The 15,842-nt window shown below is 53.8% G+C and carries 13 protein-coding genes; 10 read left to right on the forward strand and 3 right to left on the reverse strand.

Annotation, left to right across the window (positions count from 1 at the left end):
• Window positions 1-29: 29 nt before the first annotated feature.
• The gene (locus tag GT003_RS07665; protein ID WP_161696087.1) at window positions 30-824 is read right to left on the reverse strand and encodes an MBL fold metallo-hydrolase; all 795 of its coding nucleotides are present in this window, start codon (window positions 822-824) and stop codon (window positions 30-32) included.
• Window positions 825-1,041: 217 nt separating this feature from the next.
• On the opposite strand from GT003_RS07665, the gene GT003_RS07670 reads away from it, so the two are divergent.
• Window positions 1,042-1,359, forward strand: a complete 318-nt coding sequence (locus tag GT003_RS07670; RefSeq protein ID WP_161696089.1) for a WGxxGxxG family protein — start codon at window positions 1,042-1,044, stop codon at window positions 1,357-1,359.
• A 657-nt stretch (window positions 1,360-2,016) separates the two neighbouring features.
• Here GT003_RS07670 and GT003_RS07675 read toward each other — a convergent pair.
• Window positions 2,017-2,859 (reverse strand): helix-turn-helix domain-containing protein, encoded by an 843-nt coding sequence (locus GT003_RS07675; protein WP_161696091.1) that lies wholly within the window; start codon window positions 2,857-2,859, stop codon window positions 2,017-2,019.
• A 162-nt stretch (window positions 2,860-3,021) separates the two neighbouring features.
• Here GT003_RS07675 and GT003_RS07680 point away from each other — a divergent pair, with 162 nt between their 5' ends.
• On the forward strand, window positions 3,022-4,167 hold the full coding sequence (locus tag GT003_RS07680) for a glycoside hydrolase family 88 protein (RefSeq protein WP_239565842.1): 1,146 nt from the start codon (window positions 3,022-3,024) through the stop codon (window positions 4,165-4,167).
• A 311-nt stretch (window positions 4,168-4,478) separates the two neighbouring features.
• Here the strand turns inward: GT003_RS07680 and GT003_RS07685 are convergent, their stop codons facing one another.
• On the reverse strand, window positions 4,479-5,573 hold the full coding sequence (locus GT003_RS07685; protein WP_338045930.1) for a LacI family DNA-binding transcriptional regulator: 1,095 nt from the start codon (window positions 5,571-5,573) through the stop codon (window positions 4,479-4,481).
• Window positions 5,574-5,985: 412 nt separating this feature from the next.
• Here GT003_RS07685 and GT003_RS07690 point away from each other — a divergent pair, with 412 nt between their 5' ends.
• From GT003_RS07690 to GT003_RS07725, 8 genes are all read left to right on the forward strand, one after another.
• Entirely contained in the window at window positions 5,986-6,840 is an 855-nt protein-coding gene (locus GT003_RS07690; RefSeq protein WP_161696235.1) for an ABC transporter permease subunit, read from the forward strand.
• A 12-nt stretch (window positions 6,841-6,852) separates the two neighbouring features.
• Window positions 6,853-7,749, forward strand: a complete 897-nt coding sequence (locus GT003_RS07695; protein WP_161696093.1) for a carbohydrate ABC transporter permease — start codon at window positions 6,853-6,855, stop codon at window positions 7,747-7,749.
• A 110-nt stretch (window positions 7,750-7,859) separates the two neighbouring features.
• Window positions 7,860-9,563 carry a type 2 periplasmic-binding domain-containing protein gene (locus GT003_RS07700; RefSeq protein WP_161696095.1) on the forward strand — a complete coding sequence of 568 codons (1,704 nt, stop codon included), beginning with the start codon at window positions 7,860-7,862 and terminating at the stop codon, window positions 9,561-9,563.
• A 106-nt stretch (window positions 9,564-9,669) separates the two neighbouring features.
• Window positions 9,670-9,813 (forward strand): hypothetical protein, encoded by a 144-nt coding sequence (locus GT003_RS07705; RefSeq protein WP_161696097.1) that lies wholly within the window; start codon window positions 9,670-9,672, stop codon window positions 9,811-9,813.
• 573 nt (window positions 9,814-10,386) lie between these two features.
• Window positions 10,387-11,886, forward strand: coding sequence for an ABC transporter substrate-binding protein (locus tag GT003_RS07710; RefSeq protein WP_161696099.1), 1,500 nt, complete (start codon window positions 10,387-10,389; stop codon window positions 11,884-11,886).
• A 285-nt stretch (window positions 11,887-12,171) separates the two neighbouring features.
• A complete protein-coding gene (locus tag GT003_RS07715) occupies window positions 12,172-13,089 on the forward strand; it encodes an ABC transporter permease (RefSeq protein ID WP_161696101.1) in 918 nt (305 codons plus the stop codon).
• Window positions 13,090-13,104: 15 nt separating this feature from the next.
• Window positions 13,105-14,007: a carbohydrate ABC transporter permease gene (locus tag GT003_RS07720; protein WP_338045929.1), complete on the forward strand. Its 903-nt coding sequence runs from the start codon at window positions 13,105-13,107 to the stop codon at window positions 14,005-14,007.
• Between the two features lie 132 nt (window positions 14,008-14,139).
• On the forward strand, window positions 14,140-15,720 hold the full coding sequence (locus tag GT003_RS07725) for an ABC transporter substrate-binding protein (protein ID WP_161696103.1): 1,581 nt from the start codon (window positions 14,140-14,142) through the stop codon (window positions 15,718-15,720).
• Window positions 15,721-15,842: the final 122 nt, after the last annotated feature.

A 15,842-nucleotide genomic window follows, 5' to 3' on the forward strand; every position in this document is an offset into this window, starting at 1 on the left:
ACGCTGTGTTCGCCTCCAGGTTAACATGGCTATTTCACGGGCTGTTGGCTGCCCGAAGAGATTTCTCCGGCTGGTATTGCCAATCGGTCGAACTGTTCCGTTAGTCGCTTCAACCCCGCCTGCAGCTCATGCCCGAACATCGGATGGCCATGCCCGGTGATGGCTGCCTGAGGGTTGAGATCGGCGATCTTTCTAACGGATGCCCAGGCGTGCTGCCAGTCGAATGTGAAATAGGCGGGAGGGCCGTGCACTTCCTTTTCCTGGGTTAACACTGCCCAGGCCGATTCCTGTCTAACGGTTATAAACGCGTCCCCGGCGATGACGATACGGTCACTTTCGCGGAATAAGGAGATATGCCCTTTGGTATGCCCGGGCGTATGAATCCATCGCCATTCCGGAAGCTCGCGAATGGTTCCGTCTTCGGGAAGCTCCCGAAGAAAATGCCGAACGTCGATTCCCTTATGCGGATACAACGGGGAAACGGCTGCCATCAGCCCGCCTCCGACGGATGGATCGGCGGCCGGGTAGTCTTCCCGTCCATTCAGATAGGGCATTTCCAGCGGATGCGCGTATACCGGAACATTCCAGGTCTCCAGCAGATTCTTCAACGAACCGACGTGATCGAAATGCCCATGCGTCAATAGGATGGCGCGGGGAGGCCTATTCGGGCCGAATCGTTCGGCGGCCGCAGCCCGAATATTGTCCCCAAAGGTCATGAGACCTGTATCGACCAGAACCCATGCCTCTTCTCCCGGAACTCCGATAAACGCAATATTGGCAATGGCTGTCCGTAGGTAATCAAGATCTTCCGGTAACCGATTCATCGTTTCAACTGCCCCCTTTTTTCCTGTCTTGTCTAGTCTGGAGCGACGCTGCTTATTCGAAGTAGTCCGCTTGGACGTGCTGATAAAAGCTGTAAAGAACGAGTATAATGTTTCTCTTGTCAGCGATACTTATCCATGCTTACGCATACTTCAATTCCTGAATGGGAAAACCATTAACGGTTCACGGTTCGCCAATTCGATCGAGGAGTTGACTTTTATGAAGAAAGTGAAATATCTAGTTGCGTTTTCAGTGCTCAGCGTCTTCGCGTTGCTGCTAGGCACGGGAATATTAAGTGCTGCAGGCTCGAATCACGCAAACAACATGACCTCCCCGGCTACCCCAAGCAACCCGTCTTTTGACGACCGTTCGATGAATAGTTACAATACGAACTCCACGACAGGCGGAAATTACAGAACGAATGCCGTCAACGATGATGACAATGATTTCAGTTGGGGCTGGTTAGGGCTCTTGGGTTTAATCGGCTTAGCCGGATTAAGAAGCCGTAATCATGACCGTAATCCCGAGCGCTCTTAGCACATGTACTCTTGAAAGGGCTGTGACTTTATAAAGTCACAGTCTTTTTAGCGTCAGCGTCATTTTCGAATAGAGGCAGAATTCCACGGCATAAGCTGGATTTACCGGCTGCCGGATGGAAACTTAAGCATGCGGATGGGATAAAAAAAAGCCCATTTCCGATACTTGCCCATACACTATGGACCAATAAACATATACTGCGATGTACCTAAACTAAAGGAGTTGAACACATTGGGATATGGTAACGTTGGTGGCATAGGTGGCATAGGTGGCGTAGGTGGCGTAGGCGGTTACGGCGGCGGCTTCGGCGGTTTCGGTGCAGGCGGAATTCTTGTCCTGTTTATTCTGTTGGTCATCATCTCGCGAGGATGTTTCTAAACGACAAGGACTCCATATATATTCTGCGGCATCCGCTTTCCTAGGTTCAAACAAACTTGCCAACCGGACGGCAAGCCTCCCTTATCGAGACGATATCATGCAAGAAGAAGCACCTCTTCGGAGGTGCTTTTTATATTCAACGCAAAACAAATAACAAAAGAAAATTACGAGCGCGAGTTCTTATCCGAGACCTGTTTTTGGCGGCGAAGTAGAAACGGTTGCCCGAAAAGTAGATTTGCTTTCACCGGAAAGCGGGGAACGGAGGAGGCTTGTTGCCGCCTAGACATAGTTCGCCGGCGATACGCCCGTGATTTTCCTGAAGGCTTTGTAGAAATTCGAGTAATCCTCGAATCCGGTCATGGCGCATACCTCCCCGGGCGGGAAGCGCAGCTTCAGCAGTTCGATCGCTTTCGCGATTCGCTTGTGCGTGATGTACTGCTTGAAGCTGAAGCCGGTCATGCGCTTGAACAGATGGGAGAAATGGTAACGATTCATATGGAACTGCTCCTCGATATGCTGCAGCGTGAGCGGCTTGTACAAATGCTGATGAATATAGCTGACGATTTGCTCGATTCTTGCATTGTAGTCGCCGTCAAGGGCGGTAGGAAGCACTTGGGAGGCGATGACATCATTGATCCGAATCAGTAAACGGATAAACGCCGTCTCGATCATGAGGTCGCGGGCCGGATGGCCGCTGCGCTGATGCTCCTCGATCTCGCTGAAAAACCGCGCCAATTGCGCCTGCTCCACGAGACGGCTCGGCAGCCAATTGAAGCTTCCGGGCTTCTTGCGCTCGAAGTATTGCAGCAGCGAATAATCGCCATGGCTGTAAGGGCTGCAAAATTCCGGGGTGAAGAACAGGATAATCCGCTCGTACTCCGAATCCGATGCGAAATACGGCCTGTGCATCTCGCGGTTGTTCAGAATAATGATATCGCCGGGATTCAGCGTATAGTTCCGGTCTTCGACCTGGTAGATGACGTTGCCCGATACGAGATAGTAGATTTCGTAACGCGCCTGCATGTAGGTGTGATGCTGGTCGTCATGGGGAGATCGCGTCAGCGTGCGCTGGTAGGTGAAGTCGCCGTTACGCAGGCTGACGGCAGCGATCGTCTCGGTCATCTTGCCCCTCCTCTCGGCCGATTCATAATCGGCAAACTCGAATCGCAACTTTTGCAATGTTTTACGCAAACTATACCATTTCGGCCGAGAGACGTTCAACGTAAACTCGAAATGAATCACCGTGCACGGCAATAATGATCGTTATGTTATGGAGGAGATGGCATGCAAGGTCTGCTGACGGAGAACAACCGATTTATCGAGGATACGTGGAAACGGATCGTGGACAAGGTGGCCGTAACGTCGGCCCGCATCAAAGACGGCATGCCGTATACGACGCATGGCGGCATCTACGACGACTGGCAGGATAACGCTTCCTGGTGGACGAACACGTTCTGGACGGGCATGCTTTGGCAGATGTATGCGGCGACGAAGGACGAGACGTACAGACATTACGCGCAGAGCATCGAGGAGAAGATGGACGCGGTGCTGCATGGGTACGACGGGCTGCATCACGACGTCGGCTTCATGTGGCTGCTGTCGAGCGTGATGAATTACGAGGCGACCGGCGAGCAGCGGGCGCGGCGGCGGGCCATGCTGGCCGCGAACGTGCTGGCGGGCCGGATGAATATTGCCGGCGGCTACATCCGGGCATGGAACGGGGCCGGCAACGAGGGCTGGGCGATCATCGACTGCATGATGAACATTCCGCTGCTGTTCTGGGCGAGCGAGCAGAGCAAGGACGAGCGCTTCAAGCATATCGGCCTTCTGCACGCGGACAAGACGCTCCGGCATTTCGTAAGGGAAGACGGCTCCGTCAATCACATCGTCGCCTTCGACCCGCAGAGCGGCGAGGCGCTGGACACTCCGGGCGGGCAGGGCTGCGAGAGCGGGTCTTCATGGACGAGAGGCCAGAGCTGGGCGATCTACGGCTTCGCGCAAGCTTACCATTGGACCGGGAAGTCCGACTATCTGCACGCGGCGAAACGGATCGCGCACTATTTTCTGACCGGCGCTGCGATGAACGGCTATGTACCGCCTTGCGATTTCCGGCAGCCGGCGGATTCGCCGCTGCTCGACAGCAGCGCGGGAGCGATCGCGGCCTGCGGCCTGATCGAGATCGCGAAGGCCGTGCCCGAGCCGGAGCGCCGCCTGTACCTGCAAGGGGCCTTTGCGATCTTGAAAGCGCTGGCAGAGAAGTGCGCCGTCTGGGATTCGTCCGACGAGTGCCTGCTTACGAACGGCACGTCCGCTTTCCATCGGGGCGGCAACGATCGCGCCGCCGTAGCGAACGGCGCGCTGATCTACGGGGATTATTATTTCGTCGAGGCGTTCGCGAAGCTGCGGGCGATGGCGGGAACGCGTTCATGATCACGTATACCTTCTAGGAAATCCGCGATTCTGCACAACGCCGCCCGGCCCTCGTCTACTTCCGTTTGACGGCGAGGAGCCCGACGCCGAAGAGCGGATTTCACTGGGTTTCACGTTAACGGCAGCAGGCTAGGCAAGCGGGCGTCATGATTCTATCCAACCAAAGAAACGAGTTCAATAGGTTAGGATCGCGGCGTTATGAATTTTGCATGCAGACAGCCCCGCCAATCATCGGCGGGGCTATTTCGTTATTTACGGCCGCCGGTCCCCCGATGCGGTATCGGGGCGGCAGTTCAATTGATCGATTTGCACTATCCATGTCGCTTGTTCTGATCTAGTTTCCGAATGGAATCGCGAAGCACGAGTTCCGTCGAGAGCGCGATCTTCTTCTGGATTCTGGCCGGATGCTTCCACATCTCGAACAGCAGCTTCGCGCCTTCATGGCCGAGCGCTTCGAAATTTTGCTTGACCGTGCTCAAGGGGACTTTCGCGAATTTGGAATTTTCGAAGTCGTCGAAGCCCATGATCGACAGCTGCTCGGGCATTACGATGCCGTACGCCGATAATCGGTCGATGACTTCTAGCGCACGCCGATCGTTGGCGCAGAAGAGGGCGGTAAGATTCCCTTTCTCGATCTCGTCGACAAGGAAGGCGTAGTCCAAATCATGCTGAAAAAACAACAGCGCTTCGCTCGCATCCAGCTTGGCGTCGAACATGGCGCGGCGATAACCGTTGTAGCGCTCGATCTCGGAGCTTAGATGAAAATCGAATGCGGCGAAGCCGATATTCCGGTGGCCGTTGGCGATGAGATGCTGCACGGCTTCATAGACGCCGTCGTAATTGTTGCAGGTGATGCAGTCGACGGAATAACCGGAGGGGACGCGGTCGATCATGACGTACGGGATCGCGTTGTTTCGCAATTCCTTCAGATAGCCCTTCGCGGCATTCGGATTCCCGGAATAGATGAGCAGCCCGCAATTGTCCGACTGGATGAGCTTGCCGACAAGCTCCCGTTCCTGATCGAAATCATTCTCGACGAATTCGATGATCAGCTTGCAGTTCTGCTGGCTCAGATAGGACTGGATGCCTTTGATGATTTGCATGTGGGAGCTGTCGTACATTTCATGGCCTGCGGCGATGATGAACGTCACGTAACCGAAGGTGCGTTCGGGAGCGGGTTCCGGATTGCTTGCCACGAAGCTGCCTTTTCCCCTGACGCGATAAATGATTCCCTCGTTAACCAAGTCGTTCAAGGCCTTCCGCACCGTAATCGAACTGACGCCAAGCAGCTTGGCATATTCGGCTTCGCTCGAAAGCCGGCCGTCTTTGCCAAGATCGGTTTTCTCGATTTGCATGAGTACGTATTCCTTGACCTGCTGATACTTCGGCGAGATTGATTCGCTCACTCCTGCTTCGCCTCCCACCTGTCCATGATCTCTAGCCTAACTATAAGATAATTCGACAATAAAGTATACTAACTTAATCAGAATATATATGATAACTTTCGTTTGACCTCTTAAAAATTATGTGTTAAATTTTGGACATAGTATAACAAGGACGAAGAGGTGAGTGGTAATTTCCATGTTTGAACCCACCTGAACGCAAGATTTCTATCTAATTTTACGGGAAACAGGTAAAATTCATTTTTGTAAGCGTTATTACAAAAATTGAAGTGCGGAAAGGTTTTTCTTGATGGCGTTTGTTTTTATTTAAGTTAGTATACTATGTATTTGCGATTGTTGAAGAGGAGGGCTCTCATTGCACGCTGCAAATCGAAGCGCGTTTACCCGGATTTGGAGGTATCGTTATCTGTATTTGATGGTTCTGCCCGGGTTTCTTACGGTGCTGATCTTTTGTTACTTCCCGATCTACGGCATTCTCATCGCGTTTAAAAATTTTAACGCCGTCGAGGGCATATGGGGAAGTCCATGGGTTGGCATGAAATACTTCAAAACGTTCATTCACGATCCGATGGCAAGCGGCGTGTTGAAGAACACCTTGCTTCTGGGCGTCTATTCGCTGCTGTGGTCTTTCCCGGCGCCGATCATTCTCGCTTTGCTGTTCAACGAGTTGAAAAGCAAGCGTTTTAAAAAAATCGTGCAGACGGTCTCGTACTTTCCGCACTTCATATCCATCGTCATCGTTGCAGGCTTGATTCAGATCTATACGTCGAGGGACGGCTTCATCAACGACATCTTCGCTTTCTTCGGCGCGGAGCCCACTTCGCTGCTTCTTGATCCGAACTGGTTCAGAACGATCTTCATCTCATCCGGGATCTGGCAGGGCGTCGGGTTCGGGGCGATCATCTACTTGGCCGCCATGAGCGGAATCGATACGACGCTGTACGACGTGGCCGAAGTGGACGGAGCGGGCAGATGGAAGAAAGTGCTTCACGTCACGTGGCCTTCGATTCGGCCGACGACGGTCATCCTGCTCATCTTTGCCATGGGCGGCGTCTTGGGGACGGATTTTCAGAAAGTCATCCTGCTTTACAATCCTGCGACGTATCAGGTATCGGACGTCATCGGATCTTACGTCTATCGGCAGGGCATCATGGGCGCGCAATATTCGTATACGACCGCGATCGGCCTGTTCATGTCCGTCATTTCTTTTGTCATCTTGTACATCACGAATTTAATAAGCCGCAAGGTTTCGGAGACGAGCTTGTTCTAAGGAGGGAGAATCTTGAGGAAAGAAACGTTGGGCTCCAGGGCGTTCGACATGGCGAATATCCTGGTCATGCTCTTCATCCTGGTTGTCGTGCTGTATCCCGTGCTGAATATTATCGCTACTTCCTTAAGCGGATCCCGCGCCGTATCCATGGGCAGCGTGTCGATTTGGCCGAAGAACTTTAATCTCCGGGCGTACGAGGGGATCTTCAAGGACCGCTTCATCTATACGGGCTACTTGAATTCCATTCTGTATTCGCTCGGTTCGACGGGCATCATGCTGCTGTTTACTTCCTTGTTCGCTTACCCGCTCACCATCTCGGGGTTCGTGGGCAAAAAGTTTCTGACGATCTTTCTGATGATCACGATGTTTTTCAGCGGCGGGATGATTCCGACGTATTTGCTGATTCGCAACCTGCATCTTCTGGACACGCTGTGGGTCATGATTATTCCGGGGGCGGTCGGCGCGTACAACGTGTTCCTGTTCCGAACGTTCTTCATGAATATCCCATCCGAATTGAAGGATGCGGCGCATATCGACGGAGCGAACGAAGTCGGGGTCCTGTTCAAAGTCATCCTGCCGCTGTCCAAGCCGCTGCTTGCGACATTCGCCTTGTTCGGCATCGTAGGCAGCTGGAACAGCTGGTTCGAAGCGCTCATCTATCTGCAGGACCAGGCGAAGTATCCGCTGCAGCTCATCCTGCGCAATTATCTGTTTACGCTCGATAATAACGCGATTCAAGGCAGAGTCGGAGCCGGCAATGTTGCCATCAACTCGCCCGGAACGACGCTCGACCCGAAATCCGTGCGAATGGGCGTCATCGTCATCACCATGTTCCCGATCATGGTCATCTATCCGTTCTTCCAGAAGTACTTCACGCAAGGCATGTTCGTCGGCTCGATCAAGGGCTAGGGAATAGCTGCGGATACGAGATGTTTGAGAAACGCTGGGAAGCGCGCGCCTATTGTTCTTCGGCATCTTTATCATAGTCTCACAACTTTTATCTAAAGCGGGGGATAAGTATGAGCAAGAATGCAAAGTCGCTTGGCTTGATCGCGGCAGCAGCCATTTTCGTTTTATCGGCGGCCGGCTGCTCCAATTCGAATTCGAACGCGAACTCCACTGCGCCGGCCAATACGGCGGACGGCACGACCACGGGCACGACGAACGACGACGCGAAAGGCGCTAACGGTTCATCGGACGCTTCGAACGCCGAGCCGCTTAGTTTTTCCGTCACGCTTCCTGCCAACGGGGTCGACAACTCCGCGAGCATGATTCAGAAGGAATGGCTGAAATTGATGGAAACGAAGATGGGACGAAAGATCGACATCAAGTGGAACTACATTCCTTCATCCGACTACGACCAAAAAGTGAAGCTGATGATCGCCAGCAACGACATGACGGACTTCTTCATGACGCCGCTCTTCTACGATACTTCCGATATGGCCAAGAACGGTCAAATCATCGATTTGATGAAATACAAAGACGACATGCCGAACTATATGAATTACTTGGGCCAAGTGAAGAACGGCATGACCAACGTTACGAATGCGAACGGTCAAATGTTCACCTTCAAAGAAACGTCTTTTCCGAGATTCGAGAAAGACAAAGGCATGCTGATTCAAAATGTATCCGCATACCGGTATGACCTGTTCCAAAAGAACAACATCAAGATTCCGACGACGCTCGACGAAGTGTACGACGCGGCCAAGCAGCTCAAGCAGCTGTACCCGAAAGAATATCCGATCAATACGCGATGGAACGACCTGCGTTCCCTGTTCCAAGCGAATCATGTCGTCAACGACATCTATTGGGACGGAAGCAAGTTCGTCTACGGAATCTTCGAACCGGGCTACGAGGAAGCGCTGCAGTTCGCCAATAAGCTGTACGCGGACAAGCTGCTGGATCCGGAGTATCTGACGGATACGGACGACACGTTGAAGCAGAAAGCGCTGAACGACAAGAACTTTATTTGGCTGGCGCAATGGTTCACGGATCCCGCGAACTATACGAGAGAGGCCAACAACGGCAAAACTTACGCGGTGTCGCTGTACCCGGACAATCCGAAGTACGGCAAGTCGTGGCAGAACGTGGCCAACGGCAATACGCCGGATCTCGGCTGGGGGCAGTACAGCATCAGCTCCAAAGCGAAGAACCCGGAAGATATCGTCAAGTTCGTCGACCTGCAGTATGATCCGGAAGTCATCCGCCTGCTCACATGGGGCATCGAGGGACAAACCTATACAATGGTAGACGGCCAGCCAAGCTTCACGGACGAATTCAAGAAAGCGGCCGATCCATGGGTCGTCGGAGACAAATACGGCATTCGCGCGAGCAAGCATTATTCGCCGGGTCTGGAAATTTCGAGCGATTCCAAGGCGTTCGTCGATTTCGCGGCCATGGACTACACCTATTTCGACGGCAAGTACGAAGAGACGCCGATCGAGAAGTCCGCTTATCTGAGAAGCCTGCCGATGCCGGACAACGATTTCGTTCCTTCTAATTATACGGCGCCGGCCATTCAGTTCACGCCGGACGAGAGCCAGCAGATCTCGGAAGTCATGACGCCGGTCAAAACCTACATCCAAACCGAGGAATCGAAATTCGTGACCGGCAAGGAAAGCTTCGCGGACTGGTCCAAATTCATCGATAAGGTCAAGGGAATGGGCGACATCGACAAAGTGTTGAAGATTTACAACGACGCTGCGGAAAGAGCGCTGCATTAAGCGATAGAAGGCTATTAAACGAACGATGTCCCGCCGCAGGCGAATCGCTTGCGGCGGGACATCGTTTTATTCGGCGCTTTATTGGTTGATAGCAAGGAGCGGACCGATGCGGTTCGCTCCGTTTGCGATCTTCGGCAAGCGCGTCGCCGCAGCCGGGGACAGAATCTATACGCACCCGAGCATGACGGAGATTTTGAACGACTTATTGACGCAAGTAGAGCTGCCGAACGGCAAGACCATAACCGAATAAGGAGCGAGAGCCCCATGAATTCGTTTCGGGAAAAGCCTAACGGTTGTCAGCGTCGCTAATCCTCCGAATGCACGGCTAAAAAAATTCTAACGGTTGTGACAGACGTTATTTGACGAATAGAGGCTGATTTCACGACAACCAAAGCGTAATAGGCCTCCTGGCAACCATTAGAGATATAAAGTGGGCATTTTGAGCCGATTAAGCTTCTGTACAAGCGTTAGCCGTAAGGAGCTTAGGTTTAGGGTGATTATCGAAAGCAGGACGATAATGCCTGGCAACGGCGATCGGCAAGACAACCCCATACAGTTCCGCGATGGTTGACGTGATCGACATTCTGCAAAGATGAAGCCCGCTCTTCATCCGTTCGTATTCCCAGGATTGAAATGCAACATGGTCATCGAAGTCATACGGCGTCCGCAAGAAGTATTGCGGAGGTCGTTTTTTGTTTGGAAGCCGAGCAAGAAGGCAAGTTGAAAGCAGCGCGAAATGATGTCCGCTAAGCGGCGATCAGGTTATAATAGAGGCATTGCGGCAGAGGGAAGCAGAGGTCGGAACGAGGAAGGGGAGGCTGCCTTGAACAACAGAAAAGCCGGGAAATTCCGGGACAAGGTTCTTAGCCGGCGGTTGAAATGGATCGCGGTTCTGAGCTTAGCCGCATGCTTGACGTTCGCCGCGGCCGGCTGCACGAAGTCGCAGCAGGCGGACGGCGATGGCGGCGCGGATCTGGACGAATTGATCTGGTATTACCCGCAGAACAAGGCGAATGCCGACTTGCAGCTGGTGAACGACGAAGTCAACAGGCTGATCGCGGACAAAGTCCATGCGAGGGTCAAACTGCAGCCCGTCGATTTCGCGAACTACGAGCAGAAGCTGAACACGCTCGTGGCGGCAAGCGATCCGATGGATATCGTCTGGACCTCGAACTGGTTGTTTCCCTGGGACGCCAATGCCCGGAAAGGCGTGTTCCAGCCGCTGGACGAGCTGCTCGAACGCGACGGACAGAAGCTGAAGGCGTCGATGTCTCCTCGATTCTGGAACGACGGCAAGCAGGATGGCAAGCAGCTTGCCGTGCCGAACTACCAGATCGCCGCTACCCGCCCGAGCTTGATCATCCAGAAGCGGTTCGTCGATAAATACAAGCTCGATCTCGGCGCGATCCGCAAGATCGACGATATCGAGCCGTTCTTGAAGCAGCTGAAGGAAGGGGAGCCGGGCATCGTCCCGTTCGGCACGACGAGGGGCTTCTATACGAACCACATCTACGGCATCGACTGGCGCGCGACGGTGTATCGCAACGATGCGGCCTACCGGGTTCTTCCGGACGTCACGCCGGAGATGAAGCAGAACTTCGCGTTGGTTCACGCCTGGTACGACAAAGGCTACATCAATCAGGACGCCGCGACGCTGAATAACGTGTCGGACGTCTACAATAAGGGCAACACGGCCGTATGGTTCGATTTTACGGGAAAACCGGGCTCCGAAGCGGAGTTCAAGGCAGGCGACGGCGGCTTCGACGTCGTGCTCGTTCCGCTGGCGAAGCCGTCGTTCACCGGCGCGGCCAGCTCGATGAACGCGATCAGCCGGACATCGAAGCATCCGGACAAGGCGATGCGGCTGCTCGAGCTGGTGAACACCGATAAGCAGCTGTACAATACGCTCGTCTACGGGATCGAAGGAAAGCACTATACGCGACTGGACGGCAATTACGTCAGGCTGAATCCGGATGCCGGGTATTTCACGAACACCGATTGGGTATTCGGCAACATCCGCAACGAATATTTGCCGGAGGGCGCGCCCGCGGACAAAATCGAACAGACCGTGCGCATCAACGACGAGGCGGAGGTATCCCCGTACTACGATTTCGTGTTCCGAACGGACGATTTGAAGGCGGAGCTCGCCAACGTGAAAGCGGTGAACGACGAGTATTATGCGGCGCTCGCAACCGGAACGATCGATCCGGCGAAATATTTGCCGATCTACGAAGAGAAGTTGAACAAGGCCGGCAGCGAAAGGATTCGAGCGGAGAAACAGAAGCAGCTGGACGAATGGGTGGAGGCGAAGGGGAAGAAGTGACCCCTTGATCCATAAGCAGGCCAACCAATAAGGCAGAGAACGACGGCGCTGACCACGCCGTGCGGTTCTCGGCCTATTCGGCGTTTCCGTTATCGTTCTCCGCGAACGAGAGCGCTCGCGGCATTCCGCGGCCCGCGCGGACTTCAGTCAGTAAAATGCAGATCGTTTACTCGAAGCGGCGATAAAAGTACAGTTTTTGCACTGTTTTAGAGACGCGGTTTTAGCTATCTTGATCTCAGGCAAGCAGCCCAATCCAATCGTCGCAGGCAAGGAGGAAGACATCTCATGAAGCGCAAGAAGGCATTCCGGTTTTTCGGCAGGAACATCGAACTGTTTACGCTCTCGCTCCCCGCAGTGATCTATATCTTTATCATGTCGTACATCCCGATGTTCGGGGTCGTCATCGCGTTTAAGAATTATAGATACGACAAGGGAATTCTCGGCAGCGAATGGATCGGCTTCAAAAACTTCGAGTTTCTATTCAAAACGGAAACGGCGCTCCGCATTACCCGCAACACCGTGCTGTATAACCTGGGGTACATGGCGCTCACCACGATCGCGGCGCTCACCGTAGCCATTCTCCTCAACGAGATCGCCAAGAAGTGGCTCAAGGTTTATCAGACCGCGTTGATTCTGCCCTTTTTCCTGTCGTGGGTCGTCATGAGCTACATCACGCTGGCGTTCCTCGACCACGACAACGGCTTCATCAACAGCTGGCTGGCGTCGGCGGGCATGGAGAAAATCCAGTGGTATTTCGAAGCGAAGTACTGGCCCTACATTCTGAACATCGTGCATTTGTGGAAAGCGATCGGCTTCTCGGCGATGGTGTACTACGCGGGCATTCTCGGAATCGACGGCGAGCTGTACGAAGCGGCCCGGATAGACGGAGCGAAGCGGATGCAGATGGTGACGAACATTACGATTCCCCAGTTGACGCCGCTGATCATCATTCTGCTTATTCTCAGCATCGGCAACATGTTCCGCGGCGACTTCGGCCTGCATTATTTTATCCCGAACAACAACGGAATGACGTTCGCGACGACGGATATTATCGACACGTACATCTATCGGGCGCTCAGCGAGATCGCCGACGTCAGCATGGCTTCCGCCGTAGGCTTGTACCAATCGTTCGTCGGCTTCGTCCTGGTCGTCGTCGCCAATTTTACCGTAAGACGATTTAACGAGGACAATTCTTTGTTCTAAGGAGGGAAACACGCCGTGCTAGCCAAACCAACCCAAGCGGTCTGGAGTCAGCTGATCATCCATGCCGTTTTCATCCTGATCACGATCGTCATGCTCGTTCCGTTCGCCCTCGTGATCATCATCTCGTTCTCCGACGAGCAATCGATCCTGCATAACGGCTTTCGGCTCATTCCGGATCAGTTCAGCGCCAAGGCCTATCACTACTTTCTGAAAACGCCGGACACCATCCTTCGGGCCTACGGCGTGACGATCATCGTCGCCGTCATCGGCACCTGCATCAGTCTGATCCTGACCTCCACGATGGGGTACGTGCTGTCGAGGAAGGATTACGGGCTGCAGCGGGCGACATCGTTCTACGTATTCTTCACGATGCTGTTCAATGGCGGTCTTGTGCCGTTCTACATTCTGGTGACCCAAATCCTGCACTTGAAAAATTCGATATGGGCGCTAATTATCCCGGGATTGCTGAGTCCCTTCTACGTGCTGATCATGAAGGGGTTCATGTCGAAAATTCCGACCGAGATCATCGAATCGGCGAAGGTGGAGGGAGCGCGCGAGTGGCGGATCTACATGAAGATGATCCTCCCGCTCTCGAAGCCGGCGCTGGCTACGCTGGGGCTGTTCATTCTCTTCAATTATTGGAACGAATGGTTCAACGCGCTGCTCTTCATTAATAACGAGCAGCTGGTGCCGCTGCAATTGCTGCTCGTGAGAACCATGAACACGCTTGATTTCATCACGTCGCGTCCCGAGTTCGCCACCGCCATGGTATCGCTCAACGTGGACATGGGGGATTTTCCGAAGACGTCGGCTAAATTCGCGGTCGCCGTTCTATCGGCCGGACCGATGCTGCTGGTGTTCCCGTTCTTCCAGCGGTTCTTCGTGAAGGGACTGACGATCGGCGCCATTAAAGGATAAGCAGCCATTCGCGGATGGGCAAAGCCGGGAGGGAGGGGAATCAAGGGAAAGGATTCGGCTTCTTGTATCCGCTTTCATATGCTTTCATAAGTGAAGGGTCATCTGGATCACCATTTTAAGGGAGGGTTTAAATTGACAACGAACATCAGAAAAAGAACGCCTTTGAAGTTGATGTCGCTGCTCGCGATCAGCTCCGCCATCGCCATTGCCGTAACCGGCTGCGGCAGCAACAACTCGGGGAACAATGCTTCTTCGTCCAATAATGCGGCCGCGTCCAATAATGCTGCCGCGTCCGACAATGCGGGTGCATCGGACAACGCGGCCGCGTCCGACGACGCAGCTTCGACCGATAAGGAGCTCAAGCCGGTCGAGCTGACATGGTACTACCCGCAGAACAAAGCCAATCCGGATCTGCAGCTGGTGAACGATGCCGTCAACAAGATCACGGAGGAGAAAATCAACGCGAAGATCAAGCTGATGCCGATCGACTTCGGCACCTACGAGCAGAAGATGAACACGATCGTGGCCGCGAACGAAGAGACGGACATCATCTGGACGTCCAACTGGCTGTTCAAATTCGATCAGAATCAGAAGAAAGGCGTGTTCCAGCCGCTCGACGATCTGCTGAAGAACGAAGGACAGCAGCTCTACCAGACGATGGAGGAGAAATTCTGGAACGATGCGAAGATGGACGGCAAGATCTACGCCGTGCCCAACTACCAGATCTCGGCTACGCGGGTAGGACTGGTCGTTCAGAAACGTTTTGCGGATAAGTATAACCTGGACATCAATGCCATCAAGAAGATGGAAGACATCGAGCCTTTCCTGAAGCAGATCAAGGATAACGAGCCGGGAATCGTTCCGTTCGGCACCACGCGCGGCTTCTACACCGGGTATCTGTACAACATCGATCCGAAAGGGCCGGTGTACAAGGACGATGCGACCTTCAAGGTGCTTCCGGACGTGACGAACGAAATGAAGGACAACTTCAAGCTCGTTCACTCCTGGTATACGAAGGGCTACATCAATAAAGATGCCGCTACGCTGAAAAACGCAGCAGATGCGTATAACAAGGGCAACACGGCGGTTTGGTTCGACTTTACCGGCAAGCCGGGCTCCGAGGTGGAATTCAAAGCGGCGGACGGCGGCAACGACGTCGTGCTCGTTCCGCTGGCGAAGGCGGTCTTCAGCGGCGCGGCCAGCACGCTGAACGCGATCAGCCGGACTTCCAAGAACCCGGAGCGAGCGATGAAGTTCCTGGAGCTGGTGAACACGGACAAGGAACTGTACAACACGCTCGTGTACGGAATCGAAGGCAAGCATTACGCGAAGACGACCGGCAATTTCATCAAGATCAATCAGGATGCCGGCTACTTCACCAACACGGACTGGATCTTCGGCAGCATCATTAACGAGTACTTGCCCGAAGGCTCGCCGGCCGACAAGCTGGAGCAGACGGGGAAAGTCAACGCGGAAGGCGAGGTATCCCCGCTCACCGGGTTCGTCTTCAATACGGATCCCGTCAAGACGGAAACCGCCAACGTCAAAGCGGTCAACGACGAGTACTATGCCGGTCTCGCGACAGGCACGCTGGATCCGGAGAAATACCTGCCCATCTATGAAGAGAAGCTGAAGAAAGCCGGTTCCGATGTCATCGTAGCCGAGCGTCAGAAGCAGCTGGACGAGTGGCTGAAGGCGAACGGCAAGAAATAGGCTTGGCGAACGGACCCATGGAATGCCGGGCTGACTCCCTCCGAACCGACAGGTTAGCGGGAGCGGCCTAGGTTTCCCATGGGCATTGTTCGAGGAGGAGATCGCTTCAGTCGATCATGCCG

This window comes from Paenibacillus sacheonensis (assembly GCF_009909195.1).
Taxonomy (GTDB): domain Bacteria; phylum Bacillota; class Bacilli; order Paenibacillales; family Paenibacillaceae; genus Paenibacillus_Z; species Paenibacillus_Z sacheonensis.